A 16,452-nucleotide genomic window follows, 5' to 3' on the forward strand; every position below is an offset into this window, starting at 1 on the left:
GCCGGGTATAGTAGCCCGCTATCGCCCAGGGAGCCGTTTATGCGCCAGAAACCCACCATACTCGATCGACGGATCGTCGCCACCAGCCGCCTGTTTTGCGTGGAAGAACTGAAACTGCGTTTTTCCAATGGTGTGGAGCGCACCTATGAGCGCCTGGCGGGCAAGGGCGCCGGGTATGGGGCGGTGATGATCGTGGCCATGCTCGATGCCGAGCACGCGGTGTTGGTGGAAGAGTATTGTGGCGGTACCGATGCCTACGAACTGTCCCTGCCCAAGGGATTGATCGAGCCCGGGGAAGACGTGCTGGCGGCAGCCGAGCGGGAGCTCAAGGAGGAGGCCGGTTTCGGTGCGCGCCAACTGGAGCACCTGACCGAACTGTCCTTGTCGCCCGGCTACATGAGCCAGAAGATCCAGGTGGTGCTGGCAAGCGATCTGTACGAGGAACGGCTGGAGGGCGACGAGCCCGAGCCGATGCGCGTGGACAAGGTCAATCTGCGGGAGCTGGCGGCCCTGGCGCAGAACCCGCAATTCACGGAGGGCCGCGCCTTGGCGGCGTTGTACCTGGCCCGTGACCTGCTGACCCAGCGCGGAGCATTCCTGGCATGAATTATCCTCATCCACTGATGGCCCCTGTCATCGAGCTGGCGCTCAAGGCCGGTGAGGCGATCCTGCCCTTCTGGCGAGCCAACGTGCAGGTTGATCGCAAGGCCGACGAGTCGCCCGTCACCGCGGCGGACATGGCCGCTCACGACGTCATCGTGGCCGGGCTGACGGCGCTGGCGCCGCAGATCCCGATCCTCTCCGAGGAGGACGCCGATATCGCCCAGGACCTGCGCGCCGGCTGGCAGCGCTGGTGGCTGGTGGACCCGTTGGATGGCACCAAGGAGTTCATTTCCGGCAGCGAGGAGTTCACGGTCAACATCGCACTGATCGAGCAGGGGCAGGTGGTGTTTGGCGTGGTGTCGATGCCCACCAGCGGGCGCTTCTACGTCGGCGGCGCGGGGCTCGGTGCCTGGCGTGGTGACAAGGGGGGCGAGCCGTCGCCCATCGAGGTTCGTCATGCACTGGTGCCCGGCGAAACGTTTACCGTGGTCGCCAGTCGCCGCCATACCAGCCCCGAACAGGAGCGCCTGCTGGATGGCTTGAGCCAAAGCCTGGGAGAGCTGCAACTGACCAGTATCGGCAGTTCATTGAAGTTCTGCCTGGTGGCCGAAGGCGCGGCGGATTGCTATCCACGGCTGGCGCCGACGTCCCAATGGGACACCGCTGCCGCCCAGGGCGTGCTGGAGGGCGCGGGGGGCGAGGTGTTGGACCTGAGTGGCGAAGTGTTCTGCTATCCACCGCGGGAGTCGCTGCTCAATGCGTCGTTCCTGGCGCTGCCGGCGAAAGCCGCGTGGCGGGGCAAATTGCTGGAACTGGCCCGCTCCTGAGCCACCTCCGGCCATACGGATGAGGGGATCGCTCCCCGTTGGGCTGCGCAGCCGCCCCAAAAACCAGGGCTGCTTCGCGCCCCGACGGGATAACTCCCCTTGTCACAGGTGTTGCGGTGTTTTTTCAATGTCAGCGGTGCAACACGTACTGCCCTTCGAACTGCACCGCGGTGTCATCGCTTCCCACGTTCATCACCTGTGTCTGCAAGGCCAGCCGCGCCCGGCCATAGCGCCGGTAAGTGGCCAGGAAGCGTTTCCAGGTCTTTTCCTCGGGCGCATCGCAGACAACCGTCGCATCGCGCGTCACTGGCAGCGGATAGCTGATCTGCCCTTCCTGGATCACGATATGCCCGTCTTCGATGCCTTCCTCGCGCAAGGCCAGGTGCAGCCAGCCCCAACCGCCGAGTACCGCGCCGCAATACAGGCTACCGCCGAACATGGTGCTCTTGTGGTTGACGTTGGCCGCAAGTGGCAGGAACAGGCGCAGTTGCCGGGCCTGCCAATCGAGCACCTTGAGGCCCATGTCCCGGGTCAGCGGGATGTCGTGGTGCAGGATCGATTCCAGGTAGCGACTGTCGCGGTTCATTGCAGGCCTCTTGGGTGAAAGAAGGATGACGATAACTCAATCGGACTCATCGGCCGCACCCTGGCTGCTGTCGCCAAAGGTCAGGCCATGCTTGCGCAGCTTGTCGTGCAAGGTCTTGCGCGGAATGCCCAGGGCTTCGGCGAGGCTGCGTACCGAGCTGTGGGGGCGGGCCAGTTCGGCGGCGATCAGGGTCTTCTCGAAGTTTTCCACTTGTTCGCTCAAGCCGCCGCTGACGATCTCCACCGGTGCCCCCGGGGTGCCGTCCGGCACGCTGTTATCCAGGGCCAGTTCCAGGCCCAGGGCAAAGCGTTCGGCCGCGTTCTGCAGTTCCCGGACGTTGCCCGGCCAACTGTGACGCAGCAACAGCGCCCGTTGTGCAGGTTGCAACTCATGGGGTGGCAGCCCGTGGCGGGCGCTGGCTTCGTTGGCGAAGTGCTGGAACAGCATCAGCGTATCCTCGCCCCGCTCGCGCAGCGGCGGAATGCGCAGCGGCGCGACGTTCAGGCGGTAATACAGGTCGGCGCGGAAACGCCCTTGGTCCGCGGCCTGGCGCAGGTCTTCCTTGGTGGCGGCGATGATGCGGATATCCAACGGGATCTGTTGATTGCCTCCCAAGCGTTCCACCACGCGTTCCTGCAACAGACGCAACAGCTTGACCTGGACGTCCATGCTCATGCTTTCGATTTCATCGAGAAACAGCGTACCGCCGTTGGCGAACTCGAACTTGCCGATGCGGCGCTTTTGCGCCCCGGTGAAAGCGCCAGGCTCGTGGCCGAACAGCTCGCTTTCCACCACCGATTCGGCCAGCGCTCCGGCGTTGATCGCCACGAACGGGCCGTTGCGCCGTCCCGAGAGGTCATGCAAGGCACGGGCGACCACTTCCTTGCCCGCACCGGTTTCACCCAGGATCAATACGTCGGCACGGGTCGCGGCCAAGGCGCCGATCTGCTCGCGCAGGCGCAGGATCGGCGTCGATTGGCCGATCAACCGGGCGCTGAGCTCATGACGGTCACTGAGGGCCAGGCGCAGGCTGCGGTTGTCCAGCACCAGGCGGCGTAGCGCCAGGGCCCGGCGTACGCTGTCGAGCAAGTGATCGCTGGGGAAGGGCTTCTCCAGGAAGTCGTAGGCGCCCGCGCGCATGGCCTGCACCGCCAGCGGCACGTCGCCGTGACCGGTGATCAGCAGCACCGGCAATTCCGGATCCTGGGCATGCAGCAGGTTGAGCAGCTCGAGGCCGTCGATACCCGGCATGCGGATATCGCTGACCACCACGCCCGGCCAGTCACGGGGCAATTGCTCGACAAGGTCCTTGGCCTCGCCCAGGGGCAGGACTTTCAGCCCGGCCAGGTCGAGGGTCTGGCTCAGGGCCTGGCGCAGGTGGGGATCGTCGTCGATCAGCACCACCTCAATCCGGTTATCGATGGTCATACGCTACGGTCCTCGGATGGTTGCAGGCTCACTCCGGGCGCGCCGGCGCGCAGCTTGAGGGTGATCAGTGCGCCGCCTTCCTTGTGGTTGGCGAACGACAGTTCACCGCCGAAGGCGCGCATCAGGGTTTCGCAGATCGCCAGCCCAAGGCCAAGGCCCTGGGTACGGGTCTTGGTGGTGTAGAAGGGTTCGCTGGCGCGGCCAAGGGCTTCCATGCAGAAGCCTGGACCGTTATCGCGGATGTACAGGGTGACGCCGGTTTCGGTGGCCTGGGCACTGAGCCAGAGTTTGCGCGGCGGACCTTTCTCGGTCAGGGCATCCAGGGCATTGGCCAGCAGGTTGCCCAGCACCTGGCGCAAGCGGGTTTCGCCGGCCTCGACCCACAGCGTGGCGGCCGGCAGGTCACGGATCAGCTCGACTTCCATGCTGCGGCGGCGCTTGGCAAGCAACGCCAGGGCGTCGTCCAGGGCCGGTTGCAGGGCGACGCTTTCCGGAGCGTGGCGGTCGCGCCGGGCGAAGGCGCGCAGGTGGGCGATGATCGAGGCCATGCGCCCGGTCAGTTCGCCGATTTGCTTGAGATTGCCCCGGGCGTCCTCGGTGCGCTGGTGGTCCAGGAGGATCTCGGCGTTTTCGGCATAGCTTCGAATCGCCGCCAGGGGCTGGTTGAGTTCGTGGCTGATACTGGCCGACATGGTGCCCAGGGCGGAAAGTTTGCCGGCCTGGACCAGGTCGTCCTGGGCACGGACCAGCTCCTGCTGGGCATGTTCACGCTCCAGCACTTCCTGCCTCAGTCGCCGGTTCAACCCTTCCAGGTCGCTGGTACGCTCGGCCACCCGGCCCTCCAGTTCGTGGCGTGCCTTGGCTTCGAAGGCGATCCGATCCAGGTAATGGCGCCGGCGCTGCATCATCAATCCGAGCAGCAGCATCAGCACCAGAAGCGCCGCGCCGCCCGTGGCGACCACGGTGCGCACTGGCCGGTCGATCAGCGTACGAGGGGCGAGAATGCTCACGCTCCAGCCCGTCTCCTCGATGGACTGGGTCTGGGTCAGCCAGGCGCTGGCATCCAGGTTCAACGGCTGGGGATCGCGGGTCGGGTAGGGCTGCACGGCGCTGATGGCCGTGCGCTCCTCGTCGCTGAGGGGGCGGGTCGCGCGAAATCGCCACTCCTGCCGAGATGTCAGGATGACCACGCCGTTGTGGTCGGTGACCAACAGTTGCTCCGGCGTCTTGCCCCACAGGCTTTCGGTGTGGTCCAGATCCACCTTGACCACCAGCACGCCGATGACTTTTTCATGGTCGCGTACCGCGGCGGCGAAAAAGTAACCGCGCTTGCCCGACGTGGTGCCCAGGCCGAAGAAGCGTCCCAGGCGCCCGGCCATGGCTTCGATGAAATACGGCCGGAAGGAGAAATTGCGCCCGACGAAACTGTCATGCTTGTCCCAGTTCGACGCCGCCAGCGTCTTGCCGGTGGGGTCCATCAGGTACATCACTTCGGCCCCGCTCTGGGCGCTGATGTTCTTCAGCAGCTGGTTGGCGTTGCCTTGGGTGACGTTGTCGTCGGGAGCCGACAGTGCCGCGCGCAGGGCCGGCAGGTCGCCGAGGATCTGCGGCAGCACCTCATAGCGATGCAGCGTACCCAGCAGGTTGGCGACGTACAGATCGAGGGTCTGGCGGTTCTGCCCGGCCAGTTCGCTGCGGTAATAACGTTCAGCCAGATGCTCCAGCGGCCACAGCAAGGGTGCCAGGCATAGCGCTAGCAGGGCCAGGCTGCGCCAACGGGGTCTGCGGGGAAGAGTGGAGTTCATAAACGTGCGCCTGTGGGAACACGCGCATTATGCCCGGGCTTGAATGGAAAATGCCTGCGCAGCGACGTACAAAGCCGGCGCTGCCTGAAAGATATTCTTCGGCCAGAGCCTAGGTCTGCCCGGCAAGGCACTGGCGCAACGCGATTCGCCAGTCTGGCTGGCTCACTCCCCATTCCCGCAGCAGTCGCGAGCAATCCAGCCGCGAGTTGAGGGGCCGACGAGCCGGCGTCGGGTAAGCACTGGAGGGGATGGGTTCGAGTACGGCACAGGGCTTTTGCTGCTCGGCCAGATGTTCGCCGATGGCCTGGGCGAAACCGAACCAGGACGTCTCGCCCTGGGCCGTCAGGTGATAGGTGCCCCAGGCGCCAGGCTGTCCGGCCTGCCAGCGCTCGATGAGCTTCGCGGTGCTGTCGGCAATGGTGGCCGCCCAGGTCGGTGCACCGATCTGGTCGGCCACCACCCGCAGGCTCGGTTTTTCCTGAAGCAGGCGCTGCATGGTCAGCAGGAAATTGCGACCTCTGGTGGAATACACCCAGCTGGTGCGCAGTATCAGGTACTGCCCCCCGGCCTGGCGGATCGCATCTTCGCCGGCCAGTTTGCTGCGTCCATAGACGCTCAGCGGGTTGGTCGCGTCGTCCTCGGTGTAGGGCTCGCGCCGGTGGCCATCGAAGACATAATCGGTGGAGTAATGGATCAACGGGACGCCCAGGGAGACCGCCGTTCCAGCCAGGATCCCGGGGGCGGTGGCGTTGATGGCGAATGCCAGCTCCGGCTCGCTCTCGGCCTGGTCGACTGCCGTATGGGCCGCGGCGTTGATGATCAGGTCCGGCCCCAGGGCAGTGATGGCGGACCGCAGGTTGTCCGGGTGCGCCAGGTCGAGCTGGTCACTGCCGCGCACGATCAGTTCCGCAGTGCCGGCCAGGCGCGATTGAAGCGCCTGAGCCACCTGGCCGTTGCGGCCAATGATCAGGATGCGCAAGGAGGCAGTCATGGGAACAGGTCGGCCTCGTCCAGGGATTTGCCGTTCTGGTCCTTGGGCGACAGGATCGGCGTGTCTTCGAGCTCCCAGTCAATGGCCAGTCGCGGGTCGTCCCAGCGAATGCAGCGTTCGGCCGCGGGGGCATAGTAATCGGTGGTCTTGTAGAGGAAATCCGCCGATTCGCTCAATACCACAAAACCGTGGGCAAACCCGGGCGGAATCCATAGCTGGCGCTGGTTGTGCGCCGAAAGACGTGCGCTGGCCCACTGGCCGAAGGTGGGCGAACTGCGGCGGATGTCCACCGCGACGTCCAGCACTTCTCCGGCGGTGACCCGCACGAGTTTTCCCTGGGCCTGTTCGATCTGGTAATGCAAGCCGCGCAATACGCCCCGGCTCGAACGCGAATGGTTGTCCTGGACGAACTGCAGGGCACAGCCTGTGGCATCGGCGAACGCCCTGGCATTGAAGCTCTCAAAGAAAAAACCGCGATCGTCACCGAAGACTTTCGGCTCGATGATCAGCACTCCAGGCAATCGGGTGGCGATGACGTTCAACGTGTCTCTCCCACGATCTTGAACAGGTACTGGCCATAGCCGGTCTTGCCGAAATAGCCGGCGCGCTCGAGAACGTGCTCGCGACTGACCCATCCCTGCTGGTAGGCGATTTCTTCCAGGCAAGCCACCTTCAGGCCTTGTCGGTGCTCGATGGTCTGTACGTACTGCGAGGCCTCCAGCAAGCTGTCGTGGGTGCCGGTGTCCAGCCAGGCGAAACCCCGGCCGAAGCGCTCGACATGCAGATCGCCGCGTTGCAGGTAAGCGTTGTTGACGTCGGTGATTTCCAGTTCGCCTCGCTTGGAGGGTTTGATGGACTTGGCGATCCGGATCACGTCGTTATCGTAGAAATACAGGCCGGTCACCGCGTAGCTGGATTTAGGTACGGTCGGTTTTTCTTCGATGGAAATGGCATGGCCTTCGTCGTTGAAGTCAATCACGCCAAAACGCTCCGGATCCTTGACCCAATAGCCGAACACGGTCGCGCCGCTCTGTCGGTTGACGGCGGTCTGCAACTGCTCGCTGAAGCGCTGGCCGTGAAAGATGTTGTCGCCCAGGATCAGGCACACCGGGTCGCTGCCGATGAACTGCTCACCGATCAGGAATGCCTGGGCCAGCCCATCGGGCGAAGGCTGCTCGGCATAACTGAACTGCACGCCGAACTGGCTGCCGTCGCCCAGCAGGTTGCGGTATTGCGGCAGGTCTTGCGGCGTGGAAATCACCAGGATGTCCTTGATGCCTGCCAGCATCAGCACCGAGATCGGATAGTAGATCATCGGCTTGTCATAAACCGGCAACAGCTGTTTGGACACGCCGAGGGTAATAGGGTGCAGGCGTGTGCCGGAACCGCCGGCCAGAACGATGCCCTTCATCATGCATTCGATTCCTTGTTGTCGAGCGAGCCCAGGCGCTCGCCCTGATAGCTGCCGTCCTGGACACGTCGGCACCACAGCAGGTTTTCCAGGTACCACTGCACAGTCTTGCGCAACCCGGTATCGAAGGTCTCCTGCGGCGTCCAGCCCAGCTCCCGTTCGATCTTGCCGGCATCGATGGCGTAGCGCAGGTCGTGACCGGGACGATCCTTGACGAAGGTAATCAGGTCGGCGTAGTGCTCCACCCCTTCGGGTTTATGTGGCGCGAGCTCTTCCAGCAGCGCGCAGATGTTGCGTACCACATCGATGTTCTTCTGCTCATTGTGGCCGCCGATATTGTAGGTCTCGCCGACGGTACCTTCGGTGACGACCTTCAGCAGCGCCCTGGCGTGGTCTTCAACGTACAGCCAGTCCCGTACTTGTTGACCGTCGCCGTATACCGGCAGCTGCTTGCCTGCCAGCGCGTTGAGGATCACCAGCGGAATCAGCTTCTCGGGGAAGTGGAACGGCCCGTAGTTGTTCGAGCAATTGGTCAGCAGCACAGGCAGCCCGTAGGTACGCTGCCAGGCACGGACCAGGTGGTCGGACGCCGCTTTGCTGGCCGAATAGGGGGAACTGGGGGCGTAGGCGGTGGTTTCGGTGAACAGGTCGTCCACGCCATGCAGGTCCCCGTAGACCTCGTCGGTGGAAATGTGGTGGAAACGAAACGCGCCCTTCTGGGGTTCGGGCAGGGCCTGCCAGTAGGCGCGGGTCGCTTCCAGCAGGCTGTAGGTGCCTACGATATTGGTCTGGATGAAGTCCGCCGGGCCATCGATGGAGCGATCCACGTGGGACTCGGCCGCCAGGTGCATGATCGCGTCGGGCTTGAACCGCTCCAGCACCGCGCTGACAGTCGGTTGGTCGACGATATCGGCCTGTACGAATTCATAACGACTGTCATGATCGATGCTACTCAGGGATTCAAGATTGCCTGCGTAGGTCAGCTTGTCGAAGTTCAGGACCTGATGTCCCGTATCGTGGATCAAATGCCGTATGAGAGCCGAGCCGATGAAGCCGGCACCGCCAGTGATGAGAATGCGCATCCGGTTAAGCCTTTTTCCATGAGACGACAAAGCATGGAGCATAGCTTGTCGGCAGGAGGAGGGGGATGCAAGCGGGATCTCGGGGCCAGAGGGCGCGAAAGGGATGGCACAGGCGCTTTTCTTACCGGACAACCCGTCTAGGGGGGATCGCCGACCCGTCCCGGCGCCATGGTTTCCACAGGGAGGGGTTGCTTATCCCTTGACTCAGTGGCGAGATAGGCACTCAACAAACCACCCTAGGGGTCGTTACATGCCACTCGCCACGTTGGTTCACCGTGCCAGTTTGCCAAGCCCACAGCTCAGCGCCGCCCAGGCGGTGGTACTGCTGCGCTCGAATTACGGACTCAGCGGTGACCTGCGACCCCTTGGCAGCCAGCAGGACCTCAACTTGCGCGTCGACAGCGAGCGCGGACGATTCGTGTTGAAGATCTGTCATGGCGACTATGCCGTCCAGGAGCTCCAGGCCCAGCATGCCGCTCTCAAGCAACTGGCCGGGAACGGCGCCGTGAAAGTGCCGCAGGTCATCGCCGCCAATAACGGCCAGGACTTGCTGACACTCGATGTGGACGGCCAGGCGGTACACGTCCGCTTGCTGGAATATATAGACGGCCAGCCCCTGACCCGGCTCAAGCACATGGGACCCGAGCTGGTGAGCGGCCTGGGGCGCCTGTGCGCGCAAGTCGACCTGGCCCTGGCGTCGTTTGACCACCCGGGCCTGGAGCGCACCCTGCAATGGGATCCTCGCCATGCCAGTGCCCTGATCGACCACCTGCTGCCCGTCGTCCAGGATGACCCGCGGCGCAGCCTCGTCGCTGAAGCCGCGCAACAGGCCGAGCGGCGCCTGCATCCGCTCAAGGCCAGCCTGCCGGTACAGGCGATCCACATGGACCTCACCGATGACAATGTGGTCTGGCAGCGTGATGCCCTGCGTCAGTGGCAGGTGAAGGGGGTCATCGATTTCGGTGATCTGATCCGTACCTGGCGCATCACCGAGTTATCGGTGACCTGCGCGGCGTTGTTGCATCATGCCGACGGCGATCCGCTCTTCATCCTGCCGGCGGTCCAGGCCTATCACTCGGCCAACCCCTTGCAGCGCGAGGAACTGTTGGCGCTTTGGCCGTTGATCGTGACGCGTGCCGCCATACTGGTGCTCAGTGGCGAGCAACAGGCCAGCATCGATCCGGATAATGCCTACAGTCGCGATAACCTGGAGCATGAATGGGAGATCTTCCGGGTCGCCCACTCGGTGCCGTTCGAACTGATGGAAGCAGCGATCCTGGCTGCCGTCGACCAGTCTTTGCCACCTGTGGCCAGTGAAGGCTTCGCGCCGTTACTGCCCACCCTGGTGGGGCGTGAGTTCGCCCTGATCGACCTGGGTGTGCTGAGCCCGCATTTCGAGGCCGGGAACTGGGAGGCACCGGGTATCGACCGGCGTCTGCTGGGTGAGGCCGCGGCCGTTCACGGGCTGGCCGCCAGCCGCTACGGGCAGTACCGATTGTCTCGAACCCGGCCGGACAGTGCCGAGGAACCCGATACTTTCCCGCTGCATGTGGAATTGCACGTACCCAGGGGCACGCCATTGGAGTCGCCGTTCGCCGGTGTGGTGCACAAGCGCGCCGACGGCATGCTGCAGCTGGACGGTACGCAGTTGAGCGTGCGGCTCTGGGGCGTTACTTCGCCTTTGCACTCCGGAGCCGCGCTGGTCAAGGGACAGGTATTGGGGGAGGTGAGCGAGCCCTTGCTGGTTCAACTATGCCGGGGCGCGCAGTTGGATCCACCGCTGTTTTGCACGCCGTCCCGAGCCGCGGCCTGGCAGGCGCTGTGCCCGTCGCCGTCGGTGTTGCTGGGGCTGGCGTGCGATGCCGAGGCAGAAGTGGACGCCAAGACGCTGCTGGCCCGTCGCGACGCGAGCTTTGCCCGGACGCAGAAGCACTACTACGTCGATCCACCGCGCATCGAGCGTGGCTGGCGCAACCATCTGATCGACATGCAGGGGCGCTCCTATCTCGACATGCTCAACAACGTCGCGGTACTGGGACACGGCCACCCGCGCATGGCGGCAGTGGCCGCCCGGCAATGGTCGCTGCTCAATACCAACTCGCGTTTTCACTATGCATCGGTCACCGAGTTCTCCGAACGCTTGCTGGCGCTGGCGCCGCCGGGCATGGACCGGGTTTTCCTGGTCAACAGCGGCACGGAGGCCAATGACCTGGCGATCCGCCTGGCCTGGGCCTATAGCGGTGGCCGGGACATGCTCAGCGTATTGGAGGCCTACCACGGCTGGTCGGTGGCAGCCGATGCGGTGTCGACCTCCATCGCCGACAACCCCCAGGCGCTGAGCAGTCGCCCGGACTGGGTGCATCCGGTGACCGCGCCCAACACCTATCGCGGGGAATTCCGCGGTCCGGACAGCACGCCGGACTACCTGCGCAGCGTCGAACACAGCCTGGCGAAAATCGCCGAGCGCAAGCGTCAACTGGCGGGCTTTATCTGTGAGCCTGTGTATGGAAATGCCGGAGGGATCGCCCTGCCGCCCGGTTACCTCAAGCAGGTCTATGGGCTGGTGCGCGAGCGGGGTGGTGTGTGTATCGCCGATGAGGTACAGGTCGGCTACGGGCGTATGGGCGAGTTTTTCTGGGGCTTCGAAGAGCAGGGAGTGGTGCCGGACATCATCACCATGGCCAAGGGCATGGGCAACGGCCAGCCCTTGGGTGCGGTGATCACCCGGCGGGAAATCGCCGAGGCGCTGGAGGCGGAAGGCTATTTCTTCTCGTCGGCCGGTGGCAGCCCGGTGAGTTGCCAGATTGGTATCGCCGTGCTGGATGTCATGCAGGAAGAAAGGCTCTGGGAAAACGCCCGGGAAGTGGGGCGGTATTTCAAGGCGCGGCTGCAAGCCTTGATCGAGCGCCATCCCTTGGTGGGCGCAGTCCATGGCTCGGGGTTTTACCTGGGACTGGAGCTGATCCGCAATCGCGACACCCTGGAGCCGGCCACCGAAGAAACCGCGGCATTGTGCGATCGCCTGCGGGAGCTGGGTATCTTCATGCAACCAACCGGTGATTACCTGAACATCCTCAAGATCAAGCCTCCGATGGTTACCACGCGCCAGAGCGTGGATTTCTTCGTCGATATGCTGTCGAAAGTGTTGGACGAAGATCTATGACCATTCCACAGGGCTGACGCCCGCACCAGGGCTTGCCCGTGACGGCTGCGGACCGATCGATCTTCAGGGTCGACGGTCCATTGCCTGCGCGGGCAAGCCCGCTCCACCCAACACTAAAACTTTTATATCGATATTTGTCGGCTTAAATAAGCGGTTTGAGGTTCTTGTTAAAAAAATTTGCTTCTAAAGCCGATTTTTATCGGCTATAACGTCTCCCGGTGACGCGGTGCCTCTGTTCGCACCTGGGGTTCACTTTCCGTCATCGATCGAAGCCAGCCCCGGCCTTGCCCATCATCCAGGAGATGATTCATGAGTCGTATCGTTACCGTTGCCGCCACTCAGATGGCCTGTTCCTGGGACCTCGAAGCCAATATCGAGACCGCCGAGAGGTTGGTTCGCGAAGCTGCGGCCAAAGGTGCGCAGATCATCCTGATCCAGGAGTTGTTCGAGACGCCGTACTTCTGCCAGAAGCCGAACCCGGACTACCTGCAACTGGCGACTACGGTAGAAGAGAACGTCGCCATCCGGCATTTCCAGAAGGTGGCGAAGGAGCTGCAGGTGGTATTGCCCATCAGCTTCTTCGAGCGGGCCGGGCGCGCACGCTTCAACAGCATCGCGATCATCGATGCCGACGGCCGGAACCTGGGGGTGTACCGCAAGAGCCACATTCCAGACGGCCCCGGCTACCATGAGAAATATTATTTCAACCCGGGCGATACCGGCTTCAAGGTGTGGAATACCCGCTACGCCAGAATCGGCGTGGGGATCTGCTGGGATCAATGGTTCCCGGAATGCGCCCGCAGCATGGCGCTGCAAGGCGCGCAGATACTGTTCTACCCTACCGCCATCGGTAGCGAGCCCCACGACAAGACCATTTCGTCCCGCGATCACTGGCAGCGTGTGCAACAAGGCCATGCCGGCGCAAACGTGATGCCGCTGGTGGCCAGCAACCGGATAGGCAATGAAGAACAGGACGGCTACGACATCACGTTCTATGGTTCGTCTTTCATCGCCAACCCGTTCGGCGAAAAGGTCCAGGAACTGAACGAAACCGAAGAGGGCGTGCTGGTGCACAGCTTCGACCTCGACGAACTGGAACATATACGCAGTGCCTGGGGCACATTCCGGGATCGGCGCCCGAACCTGTACGGCGCGATCAAAACCCTCGACGGCTCACTGGAGTCCTGATTCATGACAACCTTGCACAGCACGCCTCGCGCGGATGGTTTCCATATGCCTGCCGAGTGGGCAACCCAGACCCAGGTCTGGATGATCTGGCCCGAGCGTCCAGACAACTGGCGCCTGGGTGGCAAACCCGCGCAGGCGGCTCATGTCGCCGTGGCCAAGGCCATCGCCCGTTTCGAGCCAGTGACCGTGGCGGTCTCCGCGGCCCAGTACGAAAACGCCCGGGCGCGCCTCGATGTACCGAATATCCGTGTGGTGGAAATGTCCAGCGACGACGCCTGGGTCCGGGATACCGGCCCGACGTTCGTCATCAATGACAGTGGCGAAGTGCGCGGCGTCGATTGGGATTTCAACGCCTGGGGCGGTTTCGACGGTGGGCTGTATTCACCGTGGAACCGTGACTCGCAGGTCGCCAGCAAGATCCTGGAGATCGAGCGCAGTCCGCGTTACCGCACCGAAGGGTTCGTGCTGGAGGGCGGCTCGATCCACGTAGATGGCGAAGGCACCCTGATCACCACCGAGGAATGCCTGCTCAACCGCAATCGCAACCCGCACCTGGGCCGCGAGGAAATCGAGGCGGTGCTCAGGGAGCAACTGGCGGTGGACAAGATCATCTGGCTGCCGGACGGCCTGTTCAATGACGAGACCGACGGCCATGTGGATAACTTCTGCTGCTACGTGCGCCCGGGAGAAGTCTTGCTCGCCTGGACCGACGACGAGCAGGATCCCAACTACAGCCGTTGCCATGCCGCGATGAACGTCCTGCAAAACAGCACCGACGCCAAGGGGCGCCCGTTCATAGTGCACAAGATGCCGATTCCGGGACCTCTCTATGCCACCGAAGAGGAATGCGCCGGCGTGGATGCGGTGGAAGGCTCCCAGGAGCGCAATCCGACCGTGCGGCTGGCCGGTTCCTACGTGAACTTCCTGATCGTCAACGGCGGCATTATCGTCCCGAGCTTCGACGACCCGCTGGATGCCACGGCGAAGGACATCCTGCAAAACCTGTTTGCGCAGCACGAAGTGGTCATGGTACCTGGGCGTGAATTGTTACTGGGGGGTGGGAATATCCATTGCCTTACCCAGCAGCAGCCCGCTCCGCGCACAAAATGAGTGGCGATGTAACAGCTTGGTGATAGTTATCCCACGGCTCTGCGCCGGGGTTTTTGGATCCATTTTCAGCAAGCCCGCGCCCTGATTGGGGCGCGGGCTTTTTTATGCCCTTCGTGCCAGCGGCATCGATACATTGGCATAGCTCTTGTATCTGCATATCGGCAGTTCTGGGGAGCGGAACTGAGTTGTTTTGTCATAAACCTTGGATAAATTAGCCGCTCATCAACCAGGAGAGGGCGCTGGAATGAATATGATAAGCGAGCGCGCATGCCATCCCTTGGCCGTTAATGGTGAGTCGCTTCAAGCCTTGGCGCAGTGGTTGAAGTCCAATGGAACGCGTCAGATCAGAGAGCCTGATCCGCGTCGGATGATCACGGAGCGCTACCCCGCTGGACTGTTCAGCGAGGCGGAGCTGGAGGCGTTGTGGGACGTGATGCAAGGATAGAAATTCGACGGATTGAATAAAAAGCGCTGGCCGGCATGGCAGCGCTTTTTTTATGGGCTGTATATACGCCCGCTGGGCGCAAACATTCTTGCGGCCCTTGGGGCATATTCCGTTTTTGAAAGTTATTAGTCGTTTTTCGCCTGATTACAGACGATTCACGAAATTGACACATTGTTAGCGGCGCGAATAGGATTCGCCTACGCCTGTGGCCAACAGCCATGACTCTTAAATAATAAAAAGGCCCGACACGATCGCTCGTGGGCGGGCCTTTTCATTATTTCCAGGAGCAAGAGTCCGAGAAAAGAGCGCAAAAAGCGCCGTTTCGGTTGCCGGTCGCAGTGCGTATCAACCCGTATAAGGAAAATAATCATGTTGAACAAGCGCATCAGTCTGATCGCACTGGGGATTTTGAGCACGACACACGCCATGGCCAACGACCAGGCACAATCGAAGGGGTTCGTTGAGGACAGCAGCCTGAAGGTGCTGTTGCGCAATGCCTACATGAACCGCGACTACAAGGACGGCAACGAGGACAAGGCCGAGTGGGGCCAGGCCGCTATCGGTACGTTCTCGTCCGGTTTCACCCAGGGCACCATCGGTGTGGGAGTGGATGCCTTTGGCCTGTACGCGCTGCGTCTGGACGGTGGCAAGGGCCGTAGCGGCGCGCAAGGCATCGACTTCTTCAAGCAGGGCGACAGTGGCAACGCCGCGGATGACCTGTCCAAGTTCGGTGCGGCAGTCAAATTCCGCGTTTCCAACACGGTGCTGGCCTACGGTGACCAGATGCCGGCTCTGCCGGTGCTCAGCTACGACAATTCGCGCCTGCTGCCGGAAAGCTACACCGGCACCCTGATCACCTCCAAGGAGATCAAGGGCCTGGAGCTGAATGCGGGGCGCTTCACCGCCGAGTCGCGCAAGAGCGCCGAAGGCCGTGACAGCGGTGGCCTGAAGTCGATCAACGTATTGGGCGGCAGCTATCAGTTCACCGAGCAGTTCAAGGCGTCCCTGTATGCCTCGGATGTCGAGGACGTGCTGAAGAAACAATACGTCAATGCCAACTACGTGTTCCCGCTGGCCAAGGATCAATCCCTGACCCTGGATTTCAACGGCTATCGCACCAAGCTGGATAACAGTTACGTTCGCGAGAACAACGTCACCGGCGACGACAACAAGATCTGGAGCCTGGCCGCGACGTTCGCCACCGGACCGCACAGCTTCACCCTCGCCCATCAGCGCAGCACCGGCGACAGCAACCTGGGCTATGCCTATGGCGGATACCAGCGGGGACAGAATCGGGTGGGCGATGGCGGTAACACGATCTACCTGGCCAACTCCTACTGGTCGGACTTCAACGCCGAGGACGAGCGCAGCTGGCAGTTGGGCTACGGCCTGGATTTCACCACCTTCGGCATCCCCGGGCTGACCTACAACGTGGCGTATGTGCGCGGCGACAACATCACCACGTCCACCAGCGAAGGCGGGACCGAGCGGGAAATCTTCAACCAGTTCAAGTACGTGGTCCAGAGCGGTGCGGCCAAGGACCTGAGCGTAAGATTGCGCAGCTCGGTGCTGCGTGTCTCGCAGAAGTCCAGCGAATACAACGTCAGCGGTAACGAGCTGCGGGTCTTCGTGGATTACCCGATCAACGTCTTCTGATAGCAGATCGCGTCAGTCAGGTTGAACAGACCCCCGAATCCAATTCGGGGGTTTTTTATCTTTTGGCGCCAGAAATACCACTGAAAACGACCTTTTTCCCGATAAAAAGTCGTGCCGACGGACCTTCCCCCATCGTTTCAAGCAAGGCTTGAAATGC

The 16,452-nt window shown here is 62.5% G+C and carries 14 protein-coding genes; 7 read left to right on the forward strand and 7 right to left on the reverse strand.

Annotated elements, in window-relative coordinates:
* Positions 1-39: 39 nt before the first annotated feature.
* Both nudE and cysQ read left to right on the forward strand, forming a co-directional pair.
* Entirely contained in the window at positions 40-606 is a 567-nt protein-coding gene (nudE, locus tag AC1M7R_RS12715) for an ADP compounds hydrolase NudE (protein ID WP_072397744.1), read from the forward strand.
* Complete coding sequence (cysQ, locus tag AC1M7R_RS12720) at positions 603-1,430, forward strand: 3'(2'),5'-bisphosphate nucleotidase CysQ (RefSeq protein ID WP_072397745.1); 828 nt, start codon at positions 603-605, stop codon at positions 1,428-1,430. The genes nudE and cysQ overlap by 4 nt, the downstream gene beginning before the upstream one ends.
* Before the next feature lie 130 nt (positions 1,431-1,560).
* Here the strand turns inward: cysQ and AC1M7R_RS12725 are convergent, their stop codons facing one another.
* The 7 genes from AC1M7R_RS12725 to rfbB form a co-directional block, all read right to left on the reverse strand.
* Complete coding sequence (locus AC1M7R_RS12725; RefSeq protein WP_072431752.1) at positions 1,561-2,016, reverse strand: YiiD C-terminal domain-containing protein; 456 nt, start codon at positions 2,014-2,016, stop codon at positions 1,561-1,563.
* 36 nt (positions 2,017-2,052) lie between these two features.
* A complete protein-coding gene (locus AC1M7R_RS12730) occupies positions 2,053-3,444 on the reverse strand; it encodes a sigma-54-dependent transcriptional regulator (RefSeq protein WP_072397747.1) in 1,392 nt (463 codons plus the stop codon).
* Positions 3,441-5,249 carry a sensor histidine kinase gene (locus AC1M7R_RS12735; RefSeq protein ID WP_341965516.1) on the reverse strand — a complete coding sequence of 603 codons (1,809 nt, stop codon included), beginning with the start codon at positions 5,247-5,249 and terminating at the stop codon, positions 3,441-3,443. Before AC1M7R_RS12735 ends, AC1M7R_RS12730 begins: the two co-directional genes overlap by 4 nt.
* A 109-nt stretch (positions 5,250-5,358) precedes the next feature.
* Positions 5,359-6,240, reverse strand: a complete 882-nt coding sequence (gene rfbD / locus AC1M7R_RS12740; RefSeq protein WP_341965517.1) for a dTDP-4-dehydrorhamnose reductase — start codon at positions 6,238-6,240, stop codon at positions 5,359-5,361.
* The gene (rfbC, locus tag AC1M7R_RS12745; protein ID WP_072459167.1) at positions 6,237-6,782 is read right to left on the reverse strand and encodes a dTDP-4-dehydrorhamnose 3,5-epimerase; all 546 of its coding nucleotides are present in this window, start codon (positions 6,780-6,782) and stop codon (positions 6,237-6,239) included. The genes rfbD and rfbC overlap by 4 nt, the downstream gene beginning before the upstream one ends.
* Positions 6,779-7,654 (reverse strand): glucose-1-phosphate thymidylyltransferase RfbA, encoded by an 876-nt coding sequence (gene rfbA / locus AC1M7R_RS12750; protein WP_072397751.1) that lies wholly within the window; start codon positions 7,652-7,654, stop codon positions 6,779-6,781. The genes rfbC and rfbA overlap by 4 nt, the downstream gene beginning before the upstream one ends.
* Positions 7,651-8,733 (reverse strand): dTDP-glucose 4,6-dehydratase, encoded by a 1,083-nt coding sequence (gene rfbB, locus AC1M7R_RS12755; RefSeq protein WP_490610444.1) that lies wholly within the window; start codon positions 8,731-8,733, stop codon positions 7,651-7,653. The genes rfbA and rfbB overlap by 4 nt, the downstream gene beginning before the upstream one ends.
* A 250-nt stretch (positions 8,734-8,983) precedes the next feature.
* Between rfbB and AC1M7R_RS12760 the strand changes: the two genes are divergently transcribed.
* The 5 genes from AC1M7R_RS12760 (at position 8,984) to AC1M7R_RS12780 (ending at position 16,295) form a co-directional block, all read left to right on the forward strand.
* Entirely contained in the window at positions 8,984-11,896 is a 2,913-nt protein-coding gene (locus AC1M7R_RS12760; RefSeq protein ID WP_490610445.1) for an aminotransferase, read from the forward strand.
* 309 nt (positions 11,897-12,205) lie between these two features.
* The gene (gene aguB, locus AC1M7R_RS12765; RefSeq protein ID WP_072397754.1) at positions 12,206-13,084 is read left to right on the forward strand and encodes an N-carbamoylputrescine amidase; all 879 of its coding nucleotides are present in this window, start codon (positions 12,206-12,208) and stop codon (positions 13,082-13,084) included.
* Positions 13,085-13,087: 3 nt separating this feature from the next.
* Positions 13,088-14,194, forward strand: coding sequence for an agmatine deiminase (gene aguA, locus AC1M7R_RS12770; protein WP_123596384.1), 1,107 nt, complete (start codon positions 13,088-13,090; stop codon positions 14,192-14,194).
* Between the two features lie 244 nt (positions 14,195-14,438).
* Positions 14,439-14,639: a hypothetical protein gene (locus tag AC1M7R_RS12775; RefSeq protein ID WP_072397756.1), complete on the forward strand. Its 201-nt coding sequence runs from the start codon at positions 14,439-14,441 to the stop codon at positions 14,637-14,639.
* Positions 14,640-15,008: 369 nt separating this feature from the next.
* Positions 15,009-16,295, forward strand: coding sequence for an OprD family porin (locus tag AC1M7R_RS12780; protein ID WP_072397757.1), 1,287 nt, complete (start codon positions 15,009-15,011; stop codon positions 16,293-16,295).
* The last annotated feature ends 157 nt before the right edge of the window (positions 16,296-16,452 follow it).

The organism is Pseudomonas sp. MS01C9 (assembly GCF_058202755.1).